Here is an 18,395-nt window from a genome sequence, read left to right as displayed (position 1 = left end):
TTTTGCTTCGATTGTGGTATCTGCCCCCTCACTTGCATCTCCGCTTCTGGTGTCAGGCGTGGAAAATCCTCTTCCGATCTTCATTCCTGAACTTCTGACTGCTCCTGCCCCTTCCTGGGTTACTGAAGGGGTCAGGTTCTCCTATAATACCATGGTCACCTATGGCAGTGAAGAAGTAAATCAATACGGATTTGCGATTTCAAGTGATAATGCCGGGACTGGAGCTGGCATTACCCAATTGACCGTTGTTGGGATAAGCGGAAATTCCATCGCGGTTACGACCGATTCATATGCCCCAAAGCCCCCCTATGATACCATGCACCTGGTGTACAGTCATGGGAGTGTCTACCCTGCCGGCTGTGGCCCGTTCTGGGTAAATCCTGATGTTATTGCTAAAGTTGCGGACAAGTCAACTCAGACAGTTGTAGTTACTCATTTACCCTATTCAACCGGAGGAACTGCGTATGAAGCAATTAAATTTGACTTCTCTTCAGATGGGGCTGGCGGAATTCTGACGATTATATATGATCTGAAGACCGGTATGCTCCTCTATCATAAACTGGATATTAAGAATAATGCCCTTTTCCAGGATGGGGGTGAGCAGTATCTGCGCCAGTCCGGGAGTTACTCAATATTTGCCTTACGAAATATCAGGACTGTACAGGTTCCGTGGATGGGCGGAAAAATGCCAACATGGGTGACAGATGGACTTCATCTATCATACTCTGGAGCAAAGGTTTTCTCGGTGGATGGACAAATAGGTCCTCCTGCGCAGTATCCCCGAAGCAGTACGTATGTTTTTGGATCGGTGACAAACCGTTTTGTCCCGCTTGTAGTGTCCACGGTCTCGCAGGATATAATCACATCACAGAGTTCAACTCCGGCAGTATCTGGTATGGCCCATATTGGAGGGATTTTTATACCTCCCGAGGCAATGAACCTTGGGACCGGTACCTTTGATCAGGATCCTGATACCGGAATTATCAGCAGTATTACAAAAAATGATTATGAGGGGATTGTTGTTACCAAAACGAATGGCTATGATTATACAACCGAGTTTTGGTATAATTCGTTTGGGAAACTGATTCAGATGATCATCACCACAATGACCACAACTAATAGTGGATTTGGGAGTCTGGAACAGACCACTATGAAGTTACTTTAATTCTTTTTTATCGATACTGAAACTTTCCGATTGCCCTGGAAACTTCAATAATTATTTTATTCAGATCCTCAACCACGGTCACTATCTGGCTTGTCCCGGCTGAGCTCTGTTCTGCTGCAGATGCTGCGGATATCGCTTCGGTTGCAATCTCCCCGACCAGACTGTTCACCTCATGAGCACTTGCGGTAATCTCTTCAACAGATGCCGCCTGCTGCTCGGTGGTCTTTGACACATCATCCATGTTTCTGGCAATCTGTCCGACCGACTCGACGATCTGGTTGAAGATATTCAGGGTTTCAAGAACCGCCTCATTCCCTTGTGAAACGGCACTTTCTGCCTGGTCCATAGCCTTTGCTGCTTCATCAGACTTTTTCTGCAGACTGGTGATCATCTCTGCAATATTTTCTGCAGACCGCCGTGATTCAAGTGCCAGGGCTTTGACTTCACTTGCAACAACGGCAAATCCCCGTCCTGCTTCACCGGCACGGGCTGCTTCAATGGCGGCATTGAGGGCAAGAAGGTTGGTCTGGCTTGCAATGTCCGTGATAACATTGACTATCTTTCCTATCTGTGCCATCTCACCCTTAATTTCAGTGATGATCCGCTCCACCTCACCGGAGGATGCCATGATCCCTTTCATACCGTTTTCTGCATTATGTGCAAGATCAACCCCTTTCTTGGAGAGTTCATCGGTGTCATGCGTGACCCTGCTGACCGATTCGGTGCTTGATGCCACCTCCTCCACATTTGCCGAGAGATCCATCATGGCCCGGAGGACCTGATCGATATTCTGTTTCCCCCGTTCACTCTGGCTGCCAACCTCTGCGGCATTCTTTGCTACCATGGCCGAGCCTTCTGCAACATCCTTCACTCCGGCATTTGCTTCCTCAGCCCTGGTTGTGAGTTCTTCCATCTCCCTATCTATCTCTTTCAGCACTGCAGAGACCTGGACTCCGATGTCCATCAGTGCCTCCTTTAAGATAAGAAAGTCCCCTTCAGCTTTGATATTCGGGGGGATAACCGAGAAATTTCCTTTTGCATACTCACCGGAGAGGACAATTGCTCCAGATACCTGGACATCAACCGTCTTTATGACTCTGTTCAGGCCGTTTATGATCTCCTGATATGTGCCGGCAAATTTATCTGCCTCTCCCATGACTTTCAGGTTTCCTGCTGTTATCGCCTGGATGAGCCGATCCATCTCTTTGGTTACTCCGGTCAGGTTCTCACCTGCTGATTTCAGGTTCTCCTGGATGGTGGCAAACTGTCCATGGGCCTCTTTTGTATATTCATCTGCCTGACCGGTGGTCAGATCAAAGTGTAGATCTCCCTTTGCCAGGTTCTGAAGGTTCTGTGCAAGACGTTCAACTTCTGTCTGCTGATATTCAGCCAGCCGTCTCTGGGGGGTCAGGTCAACACAGGTGATGAGAACTGAGTTTACTTCGTTCTTCTCATCAAGAAGCGGGATGGAATAGATCCTGATATGTTTCTTTCCTGATGGGAACTCAATGAATGTATCGCTGATAGCCTCTTTTTTTGATGCAATACAATCCCGAGCAGATTTTCCTTCCAGTTTCAGAATCTTAAAATCGGCAAGATTCATCCTTAATAACTGGTCCGTGGTATACCCGGTCATTTTTAAAAATGCCGTGTTGGTTCCTTCAATGGTCAGGTCAGTCTTTAACAGCAGAAATGGTATGGGATTATTCTCAATTATCTGGGTAGTCTTCAGTTTTTCCCACTCTTCTGCCGTAATATCTGTATAAACCCCGAGAGCAGATGTGACATTTTTTTGTGCGTCCAGAACCGGGATGGTATAGCCGTTCAGTATTTTAAATCCGGATGGAAATTCAACTTCTATCCGGGCCTTCCCTCTTCGTTTCTGTTCGATGGCAGCTTTGGATCCTTCCCCTTCCAGTTTTAAGATCTTCAGGTCTGAAATCCTGGTCCCGATGAGTTTTTCAAAAGGGATTCCGGAGAGATCACAAAATGCCTGGTTTGCGTAAACAAAATGAAACTGGGTATCAAACTGGGCCATTGCAACCGGATTCTGGTCAAGGAGAGTCTGCAGGATATCAGGATCTATCCTGCGGTCTTTGCTCTCGGTCATTCATAATGGATTACCACCGAACCATAATAAATAATTCTTATTATGATCGACATACATTTATCGTGTCATGTGCTATCTTCAAATATCTGATCCACTGTTCATCCCCCGTGTTTTACCCTATTTCTTCTCTCTTCCTGATACCGACAGATTTTTGCTCTCCCTGAAGTGAATGTAGTACATGAATTCGTATCTTTTCATCATCCTGCTTCTGACCGGAGCGGTATGTATCTGTGGATGCACCGGAACTTCCAGCAATCCTGCTCAAAACCCTGTAGTGCCCGAGAATACTCCGGTTCCATCGGAGACAGACACTGAATCTGAACCTGATATCCCGCTTTCCTTTGAAGAGGAGATAGCCGTGCTCCAGAACAAGACTGATAACGAGTCTCCTGTCCAGCTGAAGGTAGGAGAGATGACCAAGGTAACGTTAAAGGAGAACCCGACAACCGGATACACCTGGAATGTGTCTGTATCCGAAGGTCTTGCCATAGTGAACGACACCTTCATCGGCCCTGAGAATAAGCAGATTGTTGGAGCCGGAGGGGTGCATATGTGGACCCTTGAGGCCATTGCCCCTGGAGACCAGACCTTTACCGGAGTATACCGCCGATCCTGGGAACCACCATCCGATGCAGATACAACCTATATCCAGCGATACAGTGTGGTAGAGTAACATGCCTGATCCTGAAAAACTGAGAATGGGTGGTGTATGAACCAGCAAAAAATCAGACGTCTGATCCTTCTGATCTCATTCCTCCTCCTCCCCGTCACTTTCTTTTACCTCTCACCGGTTCTCATCATTGAAGGAGCCGCGTCTGGAATAGTGACCGGGAGTGCCATCATATTCACCTTTATCTTCCTGTTTTCCCTGATAGGCGGAAGATTATGGTGCGGGTGGATCTGTCCTTTTGGCTCTCTTCAGGACCTGGCCCGTGAGGTGCAGGGAAAGCGGGTAACAAACCCCTGGATAGACCGGTTCAGGTACGGACTCTTTGTCCTCTGGATCCTCATGCTGCTTGCCTTCTTCATCAGGGCAGGAGGGATAACTTCAATTGAGCCATTCTATCAGACAACCAATGGCCTCTCGGTAGCAGGCCCTATTGAACTGACCGTGTTTATTGTAATCCTCTTTATCATCACGGCAATCGCACTGTTCCTTGGGAGAAGAGGGATGTGCCATCTCTTCTGTCCGATATCGGTCCTTATGATCGTCGGCAGGAAGATCCGGAATGCCATAGGTCTTCCCGGTCTTCAGCTGACCGCTCATTCAGAAGACTGTATCAGCTGTGGCCGGTGCACAAAGGAATGCTCCCAGTCGCTTGATGTCCTCTCCATGGTCGAACAGGGCCGGATGGAACAGGCTGAATGTATCCTGTGCGGAGCCTGTATTGATGCCTGTCCTAAAGATGTGATCAGGTTCTCTTTTGGCAGGCCAGACCGGAAAAAAAGTATAACCGGGTGAAAAAGACAATCTCCCCTGATTTTTTTCAGGAAGGGGCTTTGGGAAATTAACCGGTCTGGTCACTGATAGCTCATCAGAAGTTTTAAAAAACTCAGAATGAGTACACCGGTAACCGGTATTTTGATTATCCCTCCGTGTGATACCGGTGTATGTTCTCTCATATCCGTGAGCGGACATTCCTGGTAATTCTCCTGGCCGGGTTTGTTCTCCTGTGTATCCTGTTTTTCTCTCAAGCCGTATTCCAAAATCCTGCAGGATCAGGTGAGAGTAACCTCTTCTCCGGGGGAGCCGGGACGTCTGCCACCAGCTCGTATGACCATATAATCAGACAGCTCTCTGTCCCCCCAGGGTTTTCTGTCTCCATTTTTGCGACCGGTATTCCGGGTGCCCGCTCTCTTGCATACAGTCCTGATGGGACTCTTTTTGTCGGTACCAGGGGAGATTCGGTCTATGCAGTCCGTGATACTGATAAGGATGGCGTTGCAGAGATGCTCATCCCGGTTGCGACCGGCCTTCATGCTCCGAATGGCGTCGCCCTGCTCGATGGGGATCTCTATGTTGCAGAGATTCACCGGATTCTCAAGTTTCCTGGTATTGTGACGTCCCTTCCAACGATTCCTGAACCGGTAATCATTAGCACCGCATTTCCATCTGATCCTGCTCATGGGTGGAAATTTATCAGATTTGGTCCGGATGGGATGCTCTATATCCCGGTAGGTGCACCCTGCAATATCTGTCTCCCTCCCGATGATCGGTATGCTGCCCTTCACCGGATGAGACCTGATGGAAGCAATCGTGAGATCTTTGCACATGGAATCCGGAACACCGTTGGCTTTGACTGGGATCCCCGGACTGGTGATCTCTGGTTTACGGATAATGGCCGTGATATGCTCGGTGACGATCTCCCTCCTGATGAACTGAATCATGCACCTGAAAAGGGGATGTTCTTTGGGTATCCGTATCGCCATGGACAAGATATTGCAGATCCTGAATTCGGCTCCGTTGCTCCGGATAATTGCGTGAATTGCACGCCCCCGGCACAGGACCTTGGGCCGCATGTTGCCTCACTTGGGATGCGGTTTTATCCGGGAGGTATGTTTCCTGACAGGTATGCAGGTTCGATCTTCATTGCTGAGCATGGGTCGTGGAACCGACGAGATCCTATCGGGTACAGGATCACTGAGGTCACAATACAGAATGGAACTGCTACCTCTTATCAGCCGTTTATCGAAGGATGGCTAAGGGATGGGAAGGTGTATGGAAGGCCGGTCGATGTTGAGATTCTTCCCGATGGATCAATGCTCATCTCTGATGATATGAACGGGGTGATTTATCTGGTCAGGTATACCGGGTGATTGTCCAACCATTCCCTCTTTTATTTATCAGGCCTTTGAATACATAGAGAACTGAGTCATATCCATCATAGCCAATATCATCCATCATCACCTATCCCTATACCATATGGCTCCGTCAGTTCTGATTATCGGTGGCGGGATGGCAGGGCTCTCTGCTGGCTGTTTTGCCAGGATGAACGGATTTGAGACAGAGATCCTGGAGATGCATACAATCCCCGGTGGCCTGTGTACCGCGTGGAACCGGAAGGGGTATACCTTTGATCTCTGTATCCACTGGCTCTGCGGCTCAAAACCAGGGACTGCCCTGTACCAGGTCTATGACAAACTCGGACTGATGGAGGGCAGAAGGTTTCATCATCCTGATTCATGGGCAACTGTTCGTGATGGGCATGGGAACGAGATAACACTCTACACGGATCCTGAGAGGTTATACGAGGAGCTGATCCGGATATCACCGGACGACAAACCCTTCATCTCCCGGCTCTGCAAGGATATCCAAAAACTCAGCCGGATGGAGACATCGGTTGACATGACCATTCTTGATATCATCCGGTATATCCCTTATTTCAGCCTGATGAAACGGTATAAGCCAACGGTTCATGATGTTCTGTCAGAAGTGAAAAGCCCGGTACTTCGAGATCTTCTCACGGCAGGGTTTGGATGGGAAGGGCAGTCGATGTTCTTTCCGCTTATGGGTCTTGCTATGCAGGGGGCAAAAAATGCCGGATATCCGATTGGAGGATCATTGCCATGTGCAGAGGCAATTGAGAAACGATACCGGGACCTTGGCGGGACCATTCGGTACAAGAGCAAGGTAACCGCAATCATCACCGAAAAAAACCGGGCAAAGGGGGTCAGACTTGCAGACGGGACAGAACGGTATGCTGACTACGTCATCTCCTGTGCCGACGGGCATACCACGATCTTTGACTGGCTGAAGGGAGCATACTGTGATGACACCATCCGAGGCTATTACCAGAACCTGAAACCATTCCCCCCGATCGTCTTCATCTCATTCGGGCTGAATACAGATCTCTCCCATATCCCCAAGGATCTGACCATACTGTTTGACAATCCGGTTGAGATTGCCGGAGTGAAGCAGGATACCATCAGTTACAGGAACCATGTCCATGATCCCACCCTCTATCCACCAGGGAAAGGAGTTATTACGACATGGATTACTGCAGATTACTCGTACTGGGACCGGTTGCCATACCAAAGTGAAACCTACCGGATAGAAAAGGATAATGTCGGAAGAGAAGTATTCACCCTTTTATGTCAGCAGTACCCAGATTTATCTGAAAGATGTGAGATTATGGATGTAGCAACACCCATGACTTTTGTCAGGTATACCGGGAACTGGAAAGGAAGTTATGAGGGCTGGCAGGTCACCCCTGACTCCTTCTTCCTGGATCTGCCACAGATACTCCCCGGTCTCTCCGGGTTTTCCATGGCCGGTCAGTGGGTTGTCACGGGCGGGGGAATACCAGGAGCTGTCCTGAGCGGGAGAAAAGCGGTGAAACAGATGTGTTCAGATCTCGGAAAGAAGTTCGTTTATTAGAGAGAGATACATGGAGATCTATTATTCAATTCAATGGCCTGAAACTATTCAGAAGGAACTGATGAAAGGAAATGTTGGTGGCGCTCTTGCTATCATAGATAAGGAACTCTCCCAGGATCCTACATCAGAATCACTTTTATATCAAAAAGCAGTACTTCAGCAGTTTAATAATCAACCCGAAGAATCATTGAAAACATTGGATCACATCCTCCTTCTAAATCCGGAGTCCATGGATGCCCTGACGACAAAGGCTGCGTGTCTGAACAGCCTTATGAGATCATCAGAGGCGATAGAGGTATTGGAGCAGGCGTTGCGGATAGATCCCCGCCATGATTTTGCACTTGTCAACTTCGGGTATACGCTGCATTCCATGGGAAGATCAGAGGAGGCTCTTTCCTTCTTTGAAAAGGCAATTCAGTATAACCCTGATATCACCAGGGGGTATCAGGGGCGGGCTTGTATTCTTGAGGAGTCTGGAAAGTATAAAGAGGCCCTTTCGGATCTTGAAAAAGCCCTCTTGTTGTATCCAAATGACGGTTTGATACTGGCATCAAAAGCGGAGGTACTATATGCTCTGGACAGGGTAAAAGAGTCAGAGAAGACCGCAGCGCAGGCGACAAAAATCTCCCCTCATCTTCCTGGGACATGGAAAACCTATGGGGATATCCTTTATCATAACAGGAAATTCAGGGATGCTGCTCTGGCATATGAAAGATCATGTTCCCTTTCTCAGGGAGATATTGGTCCATTCCATGGAGTTGCACTTTCTTATATAAAGATGGGTCAGTGGAACCAAGGGATTGAATGGTTAACATTGATCCTGAAGCATAATCCTGAGGATGTGACTGCCCTTGGGAACCGGGGAATTGCATATATGCAGCTGGAAAAATTTGAGGCAGCATTGAAGGATTTAGAGCGTGCTGTAGCGCTGAAACCGGATTATGTTATCGGTTTGAATAACCTTGGAACGTTATACCGGTTCCTTGACAAAAACGACAAGTCACGAGAGATGTCGATGCGGGTGCTGGCACTTGAACCTGGAAATAAGATCGCCATGGGTAATCTGGCTCTCTTGATCCCTTCTGAACATCTGAAGATGAATAAACCTCAGATGAGAAAAGGGTGGAGAACCAGGTTCATAAAAAAATAATTATCAGTATGGGGTCTTATTGAACCGATCCAGTTCAGTATCAACCAGATCAAAATTTTTATTAAACCGATCCAGCTCGATATCCACAAGTTCCATTGCCTTGTTTAACCGATCGAGATCTGTATCTATCAATTGTGGTGTCTTATTAAACCTGTCCAGTTCGGTATTCACAAGTTCTATTGCTTTGTTTAGCCGATCAAGTTCTGTATCTATCAGTTGCGGTGTCTTATTAAACCGATCCAGTTCGGTATTGACAAAGACAGGTGCCTTATTCAGCCGATCAAGTCTGGTATCCACAAGTTCAGGAGTTTTATTGAACCGTTCAAGGTCTGTGTCCACCAGATTTGATGTCTTATTAAACCTATCCAGTGCTGTATCGACCAGAACCGGTGATTTATTCATACGGTCCAGTTCGGTGTTGACAAGGTCAGGGGCCTTGTTGAACCGGTCCAATGAATAATCTACCAGCCGTGGGGTTTCGGCGGCGAAACAGACAGATGATCCGTGAATTGCCATCATGAGTACACACAGAATCATGAGCGAAAGAAATTTTTTCATCAGAAATTTTTAGATGAGAGGAATTAATTATCTTCTTATCGGCCGTCCTGTTCCGGGTGTATTTACTGAGTATCTCCACCTATTCCGCTCACAGCCGCAACATACCTTCCGGTCTTGGTCAGTTTTACCACTGTATTCCTGCCGACCTTTTTTCGTTTGATGTACCCGGCATCGTCCAGTTTACTTAAGTACCGGTTCTGCAGTTTCATCAGGTATCTGGTCTGCACTTTTCTCCTCTTTTCATATGCATAATTCCAGTAATCCTCTTCAAAGCCGTCAACGTGCATCGAATGGAGGTACCGGATGAGATCATCACAGGAGAGTACATCATCACTATTCGCAAGATAATTGAGAAGGAGGAGTGATGATTCATCAGGGAGTGCAAACCTGAAATTCTCAAGCTGCCATACCTTCACCTCATCACATATCGACAGCCCGTGTTCATTCTGTTCTTTCTTTGTTGATGAGTACCGGCTGGCCCTGACATAGTATAACCTGACATTATGGATCATGGCAGCAAGGGTGGCCCCGACGCAGGCGATCTTTCCACAGGCGGACATATTGACATAGACGCGGTTCCTCATCTTCTTCTCCTTGACAATAAGCCCGGAGATAGTCTTCATGACTTCAATGATGTCAAACATGTCAATCCGGTGTAATTCCACCTCTATCCCCTTCTTCTCCAGAATCGCACGGTTCCGCTCATCAAACCCATGCTGTCTGGATGTCAGTGCATGTTCGTTTGGGTTATCATATTTTGTCAGGTCATCCATCGAGATGAGGTGGACGCGGTGGGCTTTTATCTCCTGGAACGGGGTGATCACCCGGTCTATCTCATAGCCGATTGGGATGATGTGGACCAGTTGCTCAAGGTTTTCAGTAGCAGGAGTCATGTATTCACCCGTGAATCAGATATGTTCACAATGCTCATAATGCTCAATATGTTCATACGCGTATATTCATATATCTCTTTATGGATACTACTATTATCCCCTGCATAACCTACCATCCATCATATGAACTCCTGTTCACCACATTCTCCCACCTGACACACAAATCCCCGTGCAGGGGAATACATTCTACCTGATATCAGAATTCATTCTGATGGTATCCGGTTTTTTCGAAAGCATAAACACCCGCAACAAACCAGATCAATATAGCCGGTACCGACAGCCGCGATGCCGATGTGAACATGATCCTTCTCGTATGACCAGAATGGTGATATGGTGAATACTGAGGAATTTCCGCCAGATCAGCAGAGTATACCTGACAGGTCATCTCCCCTCTCTCTCATCGTTGAGTATGATTCGGCGATCAGCTATGCGGTCCAGCAGAACCGGATTCCTGTCATCAAGCGGATAAAGGTCGGGAACCTGACAGATACTCCCTGGAATTCCTTACGTCTTGGCATCACCTCAGATCCCTCTTTTTCTGATCCGTATGAGATCATCATTTCAAAGATCTCACCTGGGGAGACCTTCACCATTTATACGATTCCCCTCATCCTTCGTCATGCGTTTTTCAGAGAGGTCGTCTCTCCGGTTCATGGTTCATTCACGGTTGAGATCTCGCATAAGGGAAGATCGCTTCTCATTCAGTCATACCCGGTGAGGATTCTTGCCTATGATCAATGGAGTGGTCTTCGGTCAGTTCCTGAACTCATATCTGCGTTTATCATCCCGAACAGTCCTGAAATTACTACAATCGTGCAAAAGGCACAGGATATCCTGTATACGTGGACGAAGGACTCTTCACTGACCGGGTATCAGACTCGTGACAGCAACCGGGTCAGGAAGATGGCGGCGGCGGTCTATGCTGCACTGCAGGATCTGCATATCAAGTATGCGACACCTGAAGCCGGATTTGAACAGGAAGGACAGAAGGTCAGGCTTGCAGATACGATAATCGGGGACCGGATGGGGAACTGCCTTGATCTCTCCCTTCTGTATGCCGGATGTCTTGAGCGAATCGGTCTTCATCCCCTCATATGTATCACCGAGGGCCATGCCTTTGCCGGATGCTGGCTGATTCCTGACACCTTCAGCGATGTGGTCATTGAAGCCTCTCTTCCCATCAGAAAGAGGGTGGAACTTGGTGAAATTTTCGTTCTTGACGTGGTGACGGCGACGTCTGATACCCCGGTTCCTTTTGAGATGTCTGTGACCAGTGGAGCCGGTAACCTCTCTGAGAGTCAGGGTTTTTTCTGTGCTATTGATGTCAAAACCTCACGAAATGGGAGATATAACATCATTCCTCTTCCGGTGTGGGCAGAAGACCTCGCAGTTTCCGATGAAACCCCGATACCGGATGATCAGGACCGGAGAAGAGAGCCGGATATCCTCCCTGAGGGGAAGAGATCTGGCGGCTTTATCCCTGCTCCTCCTAAGGAGATTCATCCGCCTCTGCCTTTCCTTCCGTCTGAGAAGAAACGATCCTGCTACCCCCGGCTCGAACGGTGGATGCATAATCTCCTTGATCTCACACTCCGAAACCACCTGCTGAATATGCATAATTCCGTGTCTCATCTCACGCTTCTGACTCCGGATCTCACGCGGCTGAAGGATGCGGTATCAGAAGGGAGGGCGTTTCATGTTCATCACTTTGATCATACCGGAGGGGTCCTCAATTCCTCCTCCCTGCTCCCGCATGATCCCCTGTTCGGGTATTTCATCGAGGAGCTGGACAGAAACCGGTTATACTGTCAGATATCGGAGAAGGAACTGAGCAAGAGACTGTACAATCTCTATACCCAGGCGAAGAAGTCTTTGGAAGAGAGCGGAGCAGAAACCCTCTACCTTGCACTCGGGACCCTGATCTGGTATGAGACAGAGAGCTCCGACCCCCCCCTTCATGCACCCATCCTGCTCATACCCCTTGAAATTACCCGAAAAGATGTGACTGCCGGGTTCTCGATCCGTATGGGGGATGATGAACCCCGGGTCAACACTACCCTGTTGGAGCGACTGTACCAGGATTTCCAGATTGAGATACCCTCCATCGACCCACTTCCGATGGATGAGCATGGGGTTGATGTTGCTGCAGTTCTGCACCAGTTCAGGAAGAGTGTGAAGAATCTGCCCAGATATGAGGTCCTGAACACGGCAGTCATCGGTCACTTCACCTTCCTCAAGTATCTCATGTGGCGGGATCTCTCTACCCATGCAGAAGCCTTCATGGAGAATGCCCTGGTAAGTAACCTCGTGGACCCCCACCTCTTTCCGTTCCCGAAGGATGGATCATTCCGAAAGCCGGCAACCCTTGACTCAGCGGTGCAGCCTAGAGATGCGTTCTGTCCGGTTGGTGTTGATTCGTCACAGCTTGCTGCGGTCATTGCTGCCGGGGAAGGGAAGACTTTTGTCCTCCATGGACCACCGGGGACCGGCAAGTCGCAGACCATCACCAATATCATCGCCCATTGCCTGGCTCTTGGGAAGACAGTATTATTTGTGTCTGAAAAGAGGGTGGCCCTTGATGTGGTTCACAGCCGTCTGAAAGAGTCCGGTCTTGCACCATTCTGCCTTGAACTTCACTCAAACAAGAGCCATAAACGGGAGGTATTGCGCCAGTTTGAAGAGGTCCTTTCCCTGGATGAATTGCCTGCTCCTGATGACTGGTCTTTGTATGCCGGGTATCTGGCAGACCTTCGGGCCGGGCTGAACTCCTATGTCCATGCCCTTCATTCAGTCAGGAGCACCGGGGAGAGTTTCTACCAGGGGCTCGAGCGTCTTATTCGTCTTCGAAATGTTGAGCATATACCGCTTTCATGGCCGGATGCATCTGATTGTACCAGGGAAACGCTACAGGATATTAAGGCATTTATTCATAATACAAGGATCATTACCGGGCAGATCGTCCATCCACGGGATAATGTCTGGGCAGGGGTACACTGCACAGAGTGGAGTGTCAGGTGGAAGACGGCAGTGGAGACGGGGCTAGGACAGTTCAGATCCTCTGTTGAGAAACTCTCCTCCCTCTTTCCAATTCTGTGTGATGTTCTGGGAATTGATCCGGCATCTCCTCCGTCAATTCTCACCGAGATTATCCCGATATACCGGCTAATCAGCACGGTTGGATGTGCCCTCTCCCCTGATCTGCTTATTGCTCTTCGGGACCCGCATATTCGTGAAGAGATAGCCGGGTTTATCCAGGATGGAAAGGAGCGGAACAGGATATGGAATTATCTGGCAGAACGGTACCATCCGGATATCTCCCAGATTGACTGCACCTCTCTTTCAGGAAAGATCGAGAGCATGAGATCAGCCTGGTTTCTGCGGCGGAAAGCACTGGTCCGGGAGATACAATCAGATATTCAGCCGTATTGTCTCATGGGCATTCCACCGGTTGAAGAATTCTCTCTTGACATCCCGAAGATCCACCGGATGCAGGAACTGGATAATATCATCCGGAATTTCTCTGATCGTGCTGCCCTGTTCTTTGGCCGGCACTGGAATGAGAAGGATCAGGACTTTGATACCTGTGAGAACCTGTTCCTGTCAGCAGAGGCAGTTTCGGCTGCTGCATCCCGCATCAGGGAGGATGAGGAGGGGTATGTCCGGCTTGTCACCTATTGGAGTGATCTGACATTCCGGCTTATGAATGAGTCAGATGCCAGGCTGATTCGGCAGCAGTTCTCTGAATATGAGGATGCATTACACCAGTATGACCATGACGGATCATCCCTTGCCGATCTGCTGCAGTATGACCCTCTGATACTCTGGCCGCAGCAAACAGTGACCGATCTTCTCAGCGCCCAGGCAGCAACGGTTCAGGGATGGGAGAAGGAGACGTCAGAGCTGAAGAGCTGGTGTCAGTGGAACCGGATCAGGCAGATAGCGGAGGAGAAGGGGTATTCACCGGTTATCAGGCGGTATGAGGATGCAACACTTGCCCATTCCCAGATTGAGGATCTGCTGCTCCGGAGTTATTACCAGAACTGGGTAGACGGAATTCGTGAACAGGACCCGGTGCTGAAGGAATTTTACCGCCCGAAGTTTGAGGATTCCATCGAAAAATTCAGGGAGATTGATGAGACATTCACCTACCTGACCAGAAAGGAGATAGAGGCCAGACTATCTGCACGGATCCCACGGGGTGAAGGGGCAGAGAAGGAGGAACTTGGGGTTTTGCGTCATCAGATTCACCTGCAGCGGCGTCACATGCCGGTCAGGAGTCTCTTTAAGAGTATTCCCACAATACTCCCGCGATTAAAGCCCTGTATGCTGATGAGTCCTATCTCGGTTGCCCAGTACCTTGACCCTGATGTCCACCGGTTTGACCTGGTCATCTTTGACGAGGCATCGCAGATCCCGGTATCTGATGCGATTGGGGTGATTGCACGGGGAAATTCTGCCATTATTGTTGGCGATCCAAAACAGCTCCCTCCGACCAGCCTCTTTCAGCGGATGAATGAGAGTGATGGAGATGATTTCAGGACATCTGCTCTGGATCTCGAGAGTATTCTGGATGAGTGCATTGCATCAGATATCCCGCAGTTGTACCTCTCATGGCATTACCGGAGCAGGCATGAGAGTCTTATCGCCTTTAGTAACTACCACTTTTACCGAAACCGTCTCATGACATTTCCATCGCCTCATACCAGCCCTGCCATCTCCCTTGTCCACATTGATGGGATCTTTGACTCAGGAAATACCCGGACAAACCGGGCAGAGGCTGAAGCGGTGGTCAGCGAGATAGTACGGCGGCTTTGCGATCCTGCCACGTCATCAGACTCGATCGGGGTGATCACGTTTAACGAACGGCAGCAGGATCTCATTCGGACGCTTCTGGAGAAGGAGCGGCGGATAAGACCTCATATAGAACCATACTTCAGCGATGATCGTCCTGATTCGGTCTTTATCAAAAACCTTGAGAATGTTCAGGGCGATGAACGGGATGTCATTCTCTTCTCTGTCGGATATGGTCCTGACAAATCGGGCAGGGTTTCCCTTAATTTCGGGCCGCTGAACCGTGACGGGGGAGAACGGCGGCTGAATGTGGCAATTACCAGGGCTCGGAAAGAGATTAAGGTATTCTCCTCGATGACTCCGGAGCACATTGACCTGTCCCGGACCAGACGGATGGGTGTCGTGCTTCTGAAATCATTCCTCGAATTCGCTGAAAAAGGGCCGAAAGCGATTGCAGAGACATGTATCAGGGAGATGGAGACGGATCCCCTGCCCATTTTGTCAGAAGTTGCACAATCCCTCACAGATCAGGGGTATGAAGTCCATACGCATGTCGGTTGCGGTGGATACCGGATCGATGTTGCAGTATTGGACCCTGACCTGCCTGGACGGTATATTCTTGGTATTGTATGTGACGGACCCCGGTACCAGGAGGCAAAATCAGCCCGTGACCGTGACGTTCTCACCTTTTTTGTCCTGCATACCCTTGGCTGGAACATTCACCGGATATGGTCCACCGACTGGTGGGATGAGCAGGAGGTTGAGCTGCATCGCATCATCCAGATCATCGAAGAGATCAGGAGTGAGTATGCACCGGAGACGATGCTCTACTGTCCGGATGAGGGCGAGGAACCGGAGGAGAAATGTGAGGATGACCTTCAGGGAGAGGATGAGATCCAACAGGATGATGATGAGCATGGGATCTCCGTCGATTGGGGATATCCAACATCCGAAGCAAAATCGTTCGCACGATCGCCCCTTCCACACCCCATCCCTCCCCCGTTGAAATTCCCAGAGATCTGGTATGTTGCGTATGTGGGATATGAGGTCCTGGGAACAAAGGATGATCTGCTGAGCGGAACCTGTGACGAAGATATCATCCGGGTTTTACAGGAGATAGTGGCAGTAGAAGGTCCTGTCCCCCGTGACATCTGTATTGCACGTCTTCTCCCCCACTGGCAGATCACCCGGAAAACCGCACCCGTAAAGAAGAAAATAGAATCTCTGCTCCTATCGCTTCCCTTCCACCGGGAGACAGAAGGACACCAGATCTTTTTCTGGTCCGATCATCAGGCTTTTTTGGAATATGTGACCTTCCGCTCCCACCCGGCAGGAGATCCCTGGCAGAGAAAAGCGGATGAGATCTCAATGTATGAGTATTCCAACGCGATCATCCATCTGATGAAACAGACGGGATCGATGAGCATCAGTACTTTAACCCGCACAATCGGATCCCTGTTTGGAATAAAACGGATGAACCCTGCTCTTGAGACCAGGATAGAACAGGGGATTGCCCTTCTTATGGATCGCGGCGAAGTTCGGTGTCAGGGAGATGAACTGGTGTATGTTCCCCCTGACTGATCAGAGTGCAAACACCCTCCCTTTTCAACCCCTGCATATTCCTATAAATTCTTTCAAATTTTATAGGAAATCTCTATATCTCCCTGAAGCATTGTAAGAAGAGATCCATACCCTGACCCGGTTGTCTGACGATCTCCCCTGGTTTATCCGGGCGATGAGATCGAAATCATGGGCATGTGTATAATTATGTATAGTTTTGCATAATTTTGTAAGCGAATATATATAATTTTTAACGTCGAAGAATAATACACGGAGGAAGGAAGATGGAAGATATACCTGAACAGGAAGGACGCAGTTGGTTTGATTTTCTGATCACCCGGGTTACGGCTCTTCTTGATGCAGAGGCATATGACCAGGCCCTTACTCAGGTTGACGTAGGGTTGTCTGTCTGGAAGGGTAATCTCTATCTCCTCTTCCTGAGATCCATCGTTCTTTCGTACCTGAAACGTCATGATGAGGCGTTACGGCAATTATATCAGATCTACCGGGAGAATCCCTTTGAAGAGAAGTTCAGGGATGAACTGGGCAGAAATCTCATGCTCCAGGGGTATTATCATAGTGCTCTCTCGGTTTTTCAGCAGTATGAATTCATGTCCAACGGTCTTGCCGGCATTCGAAAACTCCTCATCAGTATCTGCCATATCTTCACCGGAAACCCGGATCTGGCCATTGAATATTGTGACGGGATACAATCCCAGCTGGGTGACACCCCGGATGCCACCGGATTTATGGCGATAATCCATGCACTCAAAGCTCTCGCTCTCATTCATAAAGGGGAGGTATCTGCAGCCGCAGAGATCATGGCAGCCGTTGAAGAGGAGGGAGATAAAAAGCCCCTGGTTCCCTATGTAAAAGGGATAGTAGCATGGAGATCAGGGGACATCAGTGCTGCAGAGACCTTTCTTCGGGCTTCATGTGAGGACCAGCCCCAGGATATGCAGTCAAAAGTTGATCTTGCTCATCTCCTGACCGAATGTGGAAGAGATGATGAGGCTTTTGAGATCAGGCAGGATATCTATGGCTTTTATGGACCTGTTCATCCCGAGGCCGCTCCCGTATTCAGGGCTGAAGAGCTCCTGAAATCAGGCAGATATGAAGAAGCCACAGGTTTTCTCGAATCTGCATTAAAATCATCTCCGGATGACGCAGATCTCTTCATCCCCTACCTTTCATCGCTGTATTTCACCGGCCGGTATGACGATCTGATCAGACTGGCAGAGACAGGTGAGAAGGAAAACGATGCATGGAAAGTAATCTATCTGAAAGCATCAGCCCGGTATTCATCAGGCAGGATCAGGGAGGCCATCAGGGATCTGATAACCGCAGCAGTGAGGGACCGGACGAATATGATGTTCTCCCTGCTTCACATGAAGTCTGCCGGTTATTTCAAGCCCCCGTCAGAAGAGACGCCTGAGTCTTTGGCCCTTGAATTATTCATGACCGATGGCATGGATGCCGCGATACCTCCCTTTGAGGTTCTTGCTCATGCAAGCGGAGCTCCGGAGTATCAGGCTTTTCTCTGTTTCTGTTACATTCTGGCAAACCGGGGGACAGATGCCGTTCTCATATCCGAACGGTTTGCAGATTCAAAAGAGCCGGATTTCTGTCTTATCCGTGCCATTGCATTCAGGTCGGTCGGTTGCCTGCACGATGCCGAGGGAATCACACGGGATGTTCTCACGAATTATCCTGATTCCCGGCCTGCAGTGAATATGTATGTCCGGACGCTTCTTGAGCAGGATCGATACCGCGATGCATATTTTGAACTG

General features: G+C 49.0%; 11 protein-coding genes. 8 read left to right on the top strand and 3 right to left on the bottom strand.

Annotated features, from left to right (window positions below):
* Positions 1 to 1,165, top strand: a 1,165-nt coding sequence (locus tag LDL35_RS02200) for a hypothetical protein (protein WP_304019056.1), incomplete at its 5' end; no start/stop codon positions are given.
* Positions 1,166 to 1,172: 7 nt separating this feature from the next.
* On the opposite strand, the gene LDL35_RS02195 is transcribed toward LDL35_RS02200, so the two are convergent.
* Positions 1,173 to 3,275, bottom strand: coding sequence for a methyl-accepting chemotaxis protein (locus LDL35_RS02195; RefSeq protein WP_304019054.1), 2,103 nt, complete (start codon positions 3,273 to 3,275; stop codon positions 1,173 to 1,175).
* Positions 3,276 to 3,453: 178 nt separating this feature from the next.
* On the opposite strand from LDL35_RS02195, the gene LDL35_RS02190 reads away from it, so the two are divergent.
* The 5 genes from LDL35_RS02190 to LDL35_RS02170 all read left to right on the top strand — a co-directional run bounded on the left by LDL35_RS02190 (position 3,454) and on the right by LDL35_RS02170 (position 8,803).
* Positions 3,454 to 3,948 (top strand): protease inhibitor I42 family protein, encoded by a 495-nt coding sequence (locus LDL35_RS02190; RefSeq protein ID WP_304019052.1) that lies wholly within the window; start codon positions 3,454 to 3,456, stop codon positions 3,946 to 3,948.
* A gap of 36 nt (positions 3,949 to 3,984) precedes the next feature.
* The gene (locus LDL35_RS02185; RefSeq protein ID WP_304019050.1) at positions 3,985 to 4,737 is read left to right on the top strand and encodes a 4Fe-4S binding protein; all 753 of its coding nucleotides are present in this window, start codon (positions 3,985 to 3,987) and stop codon (positions 4,735 to 4,737) included.
* A gap of 149 nt (positions 4,738 to 4,886) precedes the next feature.
* A complete protein-coding gene (locus LDL35_RS02180; protein WP_304019047.1) occupies positions 4,887 to 6,092 on the top strand; it encodes a sorbosone dehydrogenase family protein in 1,206 nt (401 codons plus the stop codon).
* A 106-nt stretch (positions 6,093 to 6,198) separates the two neighbouring features.
* Positions 6,199 to 7,653 carry an NAD(P)/FAD-dependent oxidoreductase gene (locus LDL35_RS02175; RefSeq protein WP_304019046.1) on the top strand — a complete coding sequence of 485 codons (1,455 nt, stop codon included), beginning with the start codon at positions 6,199 to 6,201 and terminating at the stop codon, positions 7,651 to 7,653.
* A 10-nt stretch (positions 7,654 to 7,663) separates the two neighbouring features.
* A complete protein-coding gene (locus LDL35_RS02170) occupies positions 7,664 to 8,803 on the top strand; it encodes a tetratricopeptide repeat protein (protein WP_304019044.1) in 1,140 nt (379 codons plus the stop codon).
* 3 nt (positions 8,804 to 8,806) lie between these two features.
* Here LDL35_RS02170 and LDL35_RS02165 read toward each other — a convergent pair whose 3' ends face one another.
* Both LDL35_RS02165 and LDL35_RS02160 read right to left on the bottom strand, forming a co-directional pair.
* The gene (locus LDL35_RS02165; RefSeq protein ID WP_304019042.1) at positions 8,807 to 9,322 is read right to left on the bottom strand and encodes a hypothetical protein; all 516 of its coding nucleotides are present in this window, start codon (positions 9,320 to 9,322) and stop codon (positions 8,807 to 8,809) included.
* Positions 9,323 to 9,423: 101 nt separating this feature from the next.
* Complete coding sequence (locus LDL35_RS02160; RefSeq protein ID WP_304019040.1) at positions 9,424 to 10,254, bottom strand: DUF6293 family protein; 831 nt, start codon at positions 10,252 to 10,254, stop codon at positions 9,424 to 9,426.
* A 330-nt stretch (positions 10,255 to 10,584) separates the two neighbouring features.
* On the opposite strand from LDL35_RS02160, the gene LDL35_RS02155 reads away from it, so the two are divergent.
* Both LDL35_RS02155 and LDL35_RS02150 read left to right on the top strand, forming a co-directional pair.
* Positions 10,585 to 16,626 (top strand): DUF3320 domain-containing protein, encoded by a 6,042-nt coding sequence (locus LDL35_RS02155; RefSeq protein ID WP_304019038.1) that lies wholly within the window; start codon positions 10,585 to 10,587, stop codon positions 16,624 to 16,626.
* 263 nt (positions 16,627 to 16,889) lie between these two features.
* The coding region (locus tag LDL35_RS02150; RefSeq protein WP_304019036.1) for a hypothetical protein at positions 16,890 to 18,395 on the top strand (1,506 nt) is incomplete at its 3' end.

This window comes from Methanospirillum hungatei (assembly GCF_020216685.1).
Classification (GTDB): domain Archaea; phylum Halobacteriota; class Methanomicrobia; order Methanomicrobiales; family Methanospirillaceae; genus Methanospirillum; species Methanospirillum hungatei_B.
Note: the sequence above shows the minus strand (reverse complement) of the source record. Positions and strands in the feature narration are given on the sequence as shown.

Bases quoted from the DNA above. Each gene is read 5' to 3' on its own strand.
- LDL35_RS02195 (WP_304019054.1), bottom strand. From the start codon at position 3,275: ATGACCGAGAGCAAAGACCGCAGGATAGATCCTGATATCCTGCAGACT.
- LDL35_RS02190 (WP_304019052.1), top strand. From the start codon at position 3,454: ATGAATTCGTATCTTTTCATCATCCTGCTTCTGACCGGAGCGGTATGT.
- LDL35_RS02185 (WP_304019050.1), top strand. From the start codon at position 3,985: ATGAACCAGCAAAAAATCAGACGTCTGATCCTTCTGATCTCATTCCTC.
- LDL35_RS02180 (WP_304019047.1), top strand. From the start codon at position 4,887: ATGTTCTCTCATATCCGTGAGCGGACATTCCTGGTAATTCTCCTGGCC.
- LDL35_RS02175 (WP_304019046.1), top strand. From the start codon at position 6,199: ATGGCTCCGTCAGTTCTGATTATCGGTGGCGGGATGGCAGGGCTCTCT.
- LDL35_RS02170 (WP_304019044.1), top strand. From the start codon at position 7,664: ATGGAGATCTATTATTCAATTCAATGGCCTGAAACTATTCAGAAGGAA.
- LDL35_RS02165 (WP_304019042.1), bottom strand. From the start codon at position 9,322: ATGATGGCAATTCACGGATCATCTGTCTGTTTCGCCGCCGAAACCCCA.
- LDL35_RS02160 (WP_304019040.1), bottom strand. From the start codon at position 10,254: ATGACTCCTGCTACTGAAAACCTTGAGCAACTGGTCCACATCATCCCA.
- LDL35_RS02155 (WP_304019038.1), top strand. From the start codon at position 10,585: ATGGTGAATACTGAGGAATTTCCGCCAGATCAGCAGAGTATACCTGAC.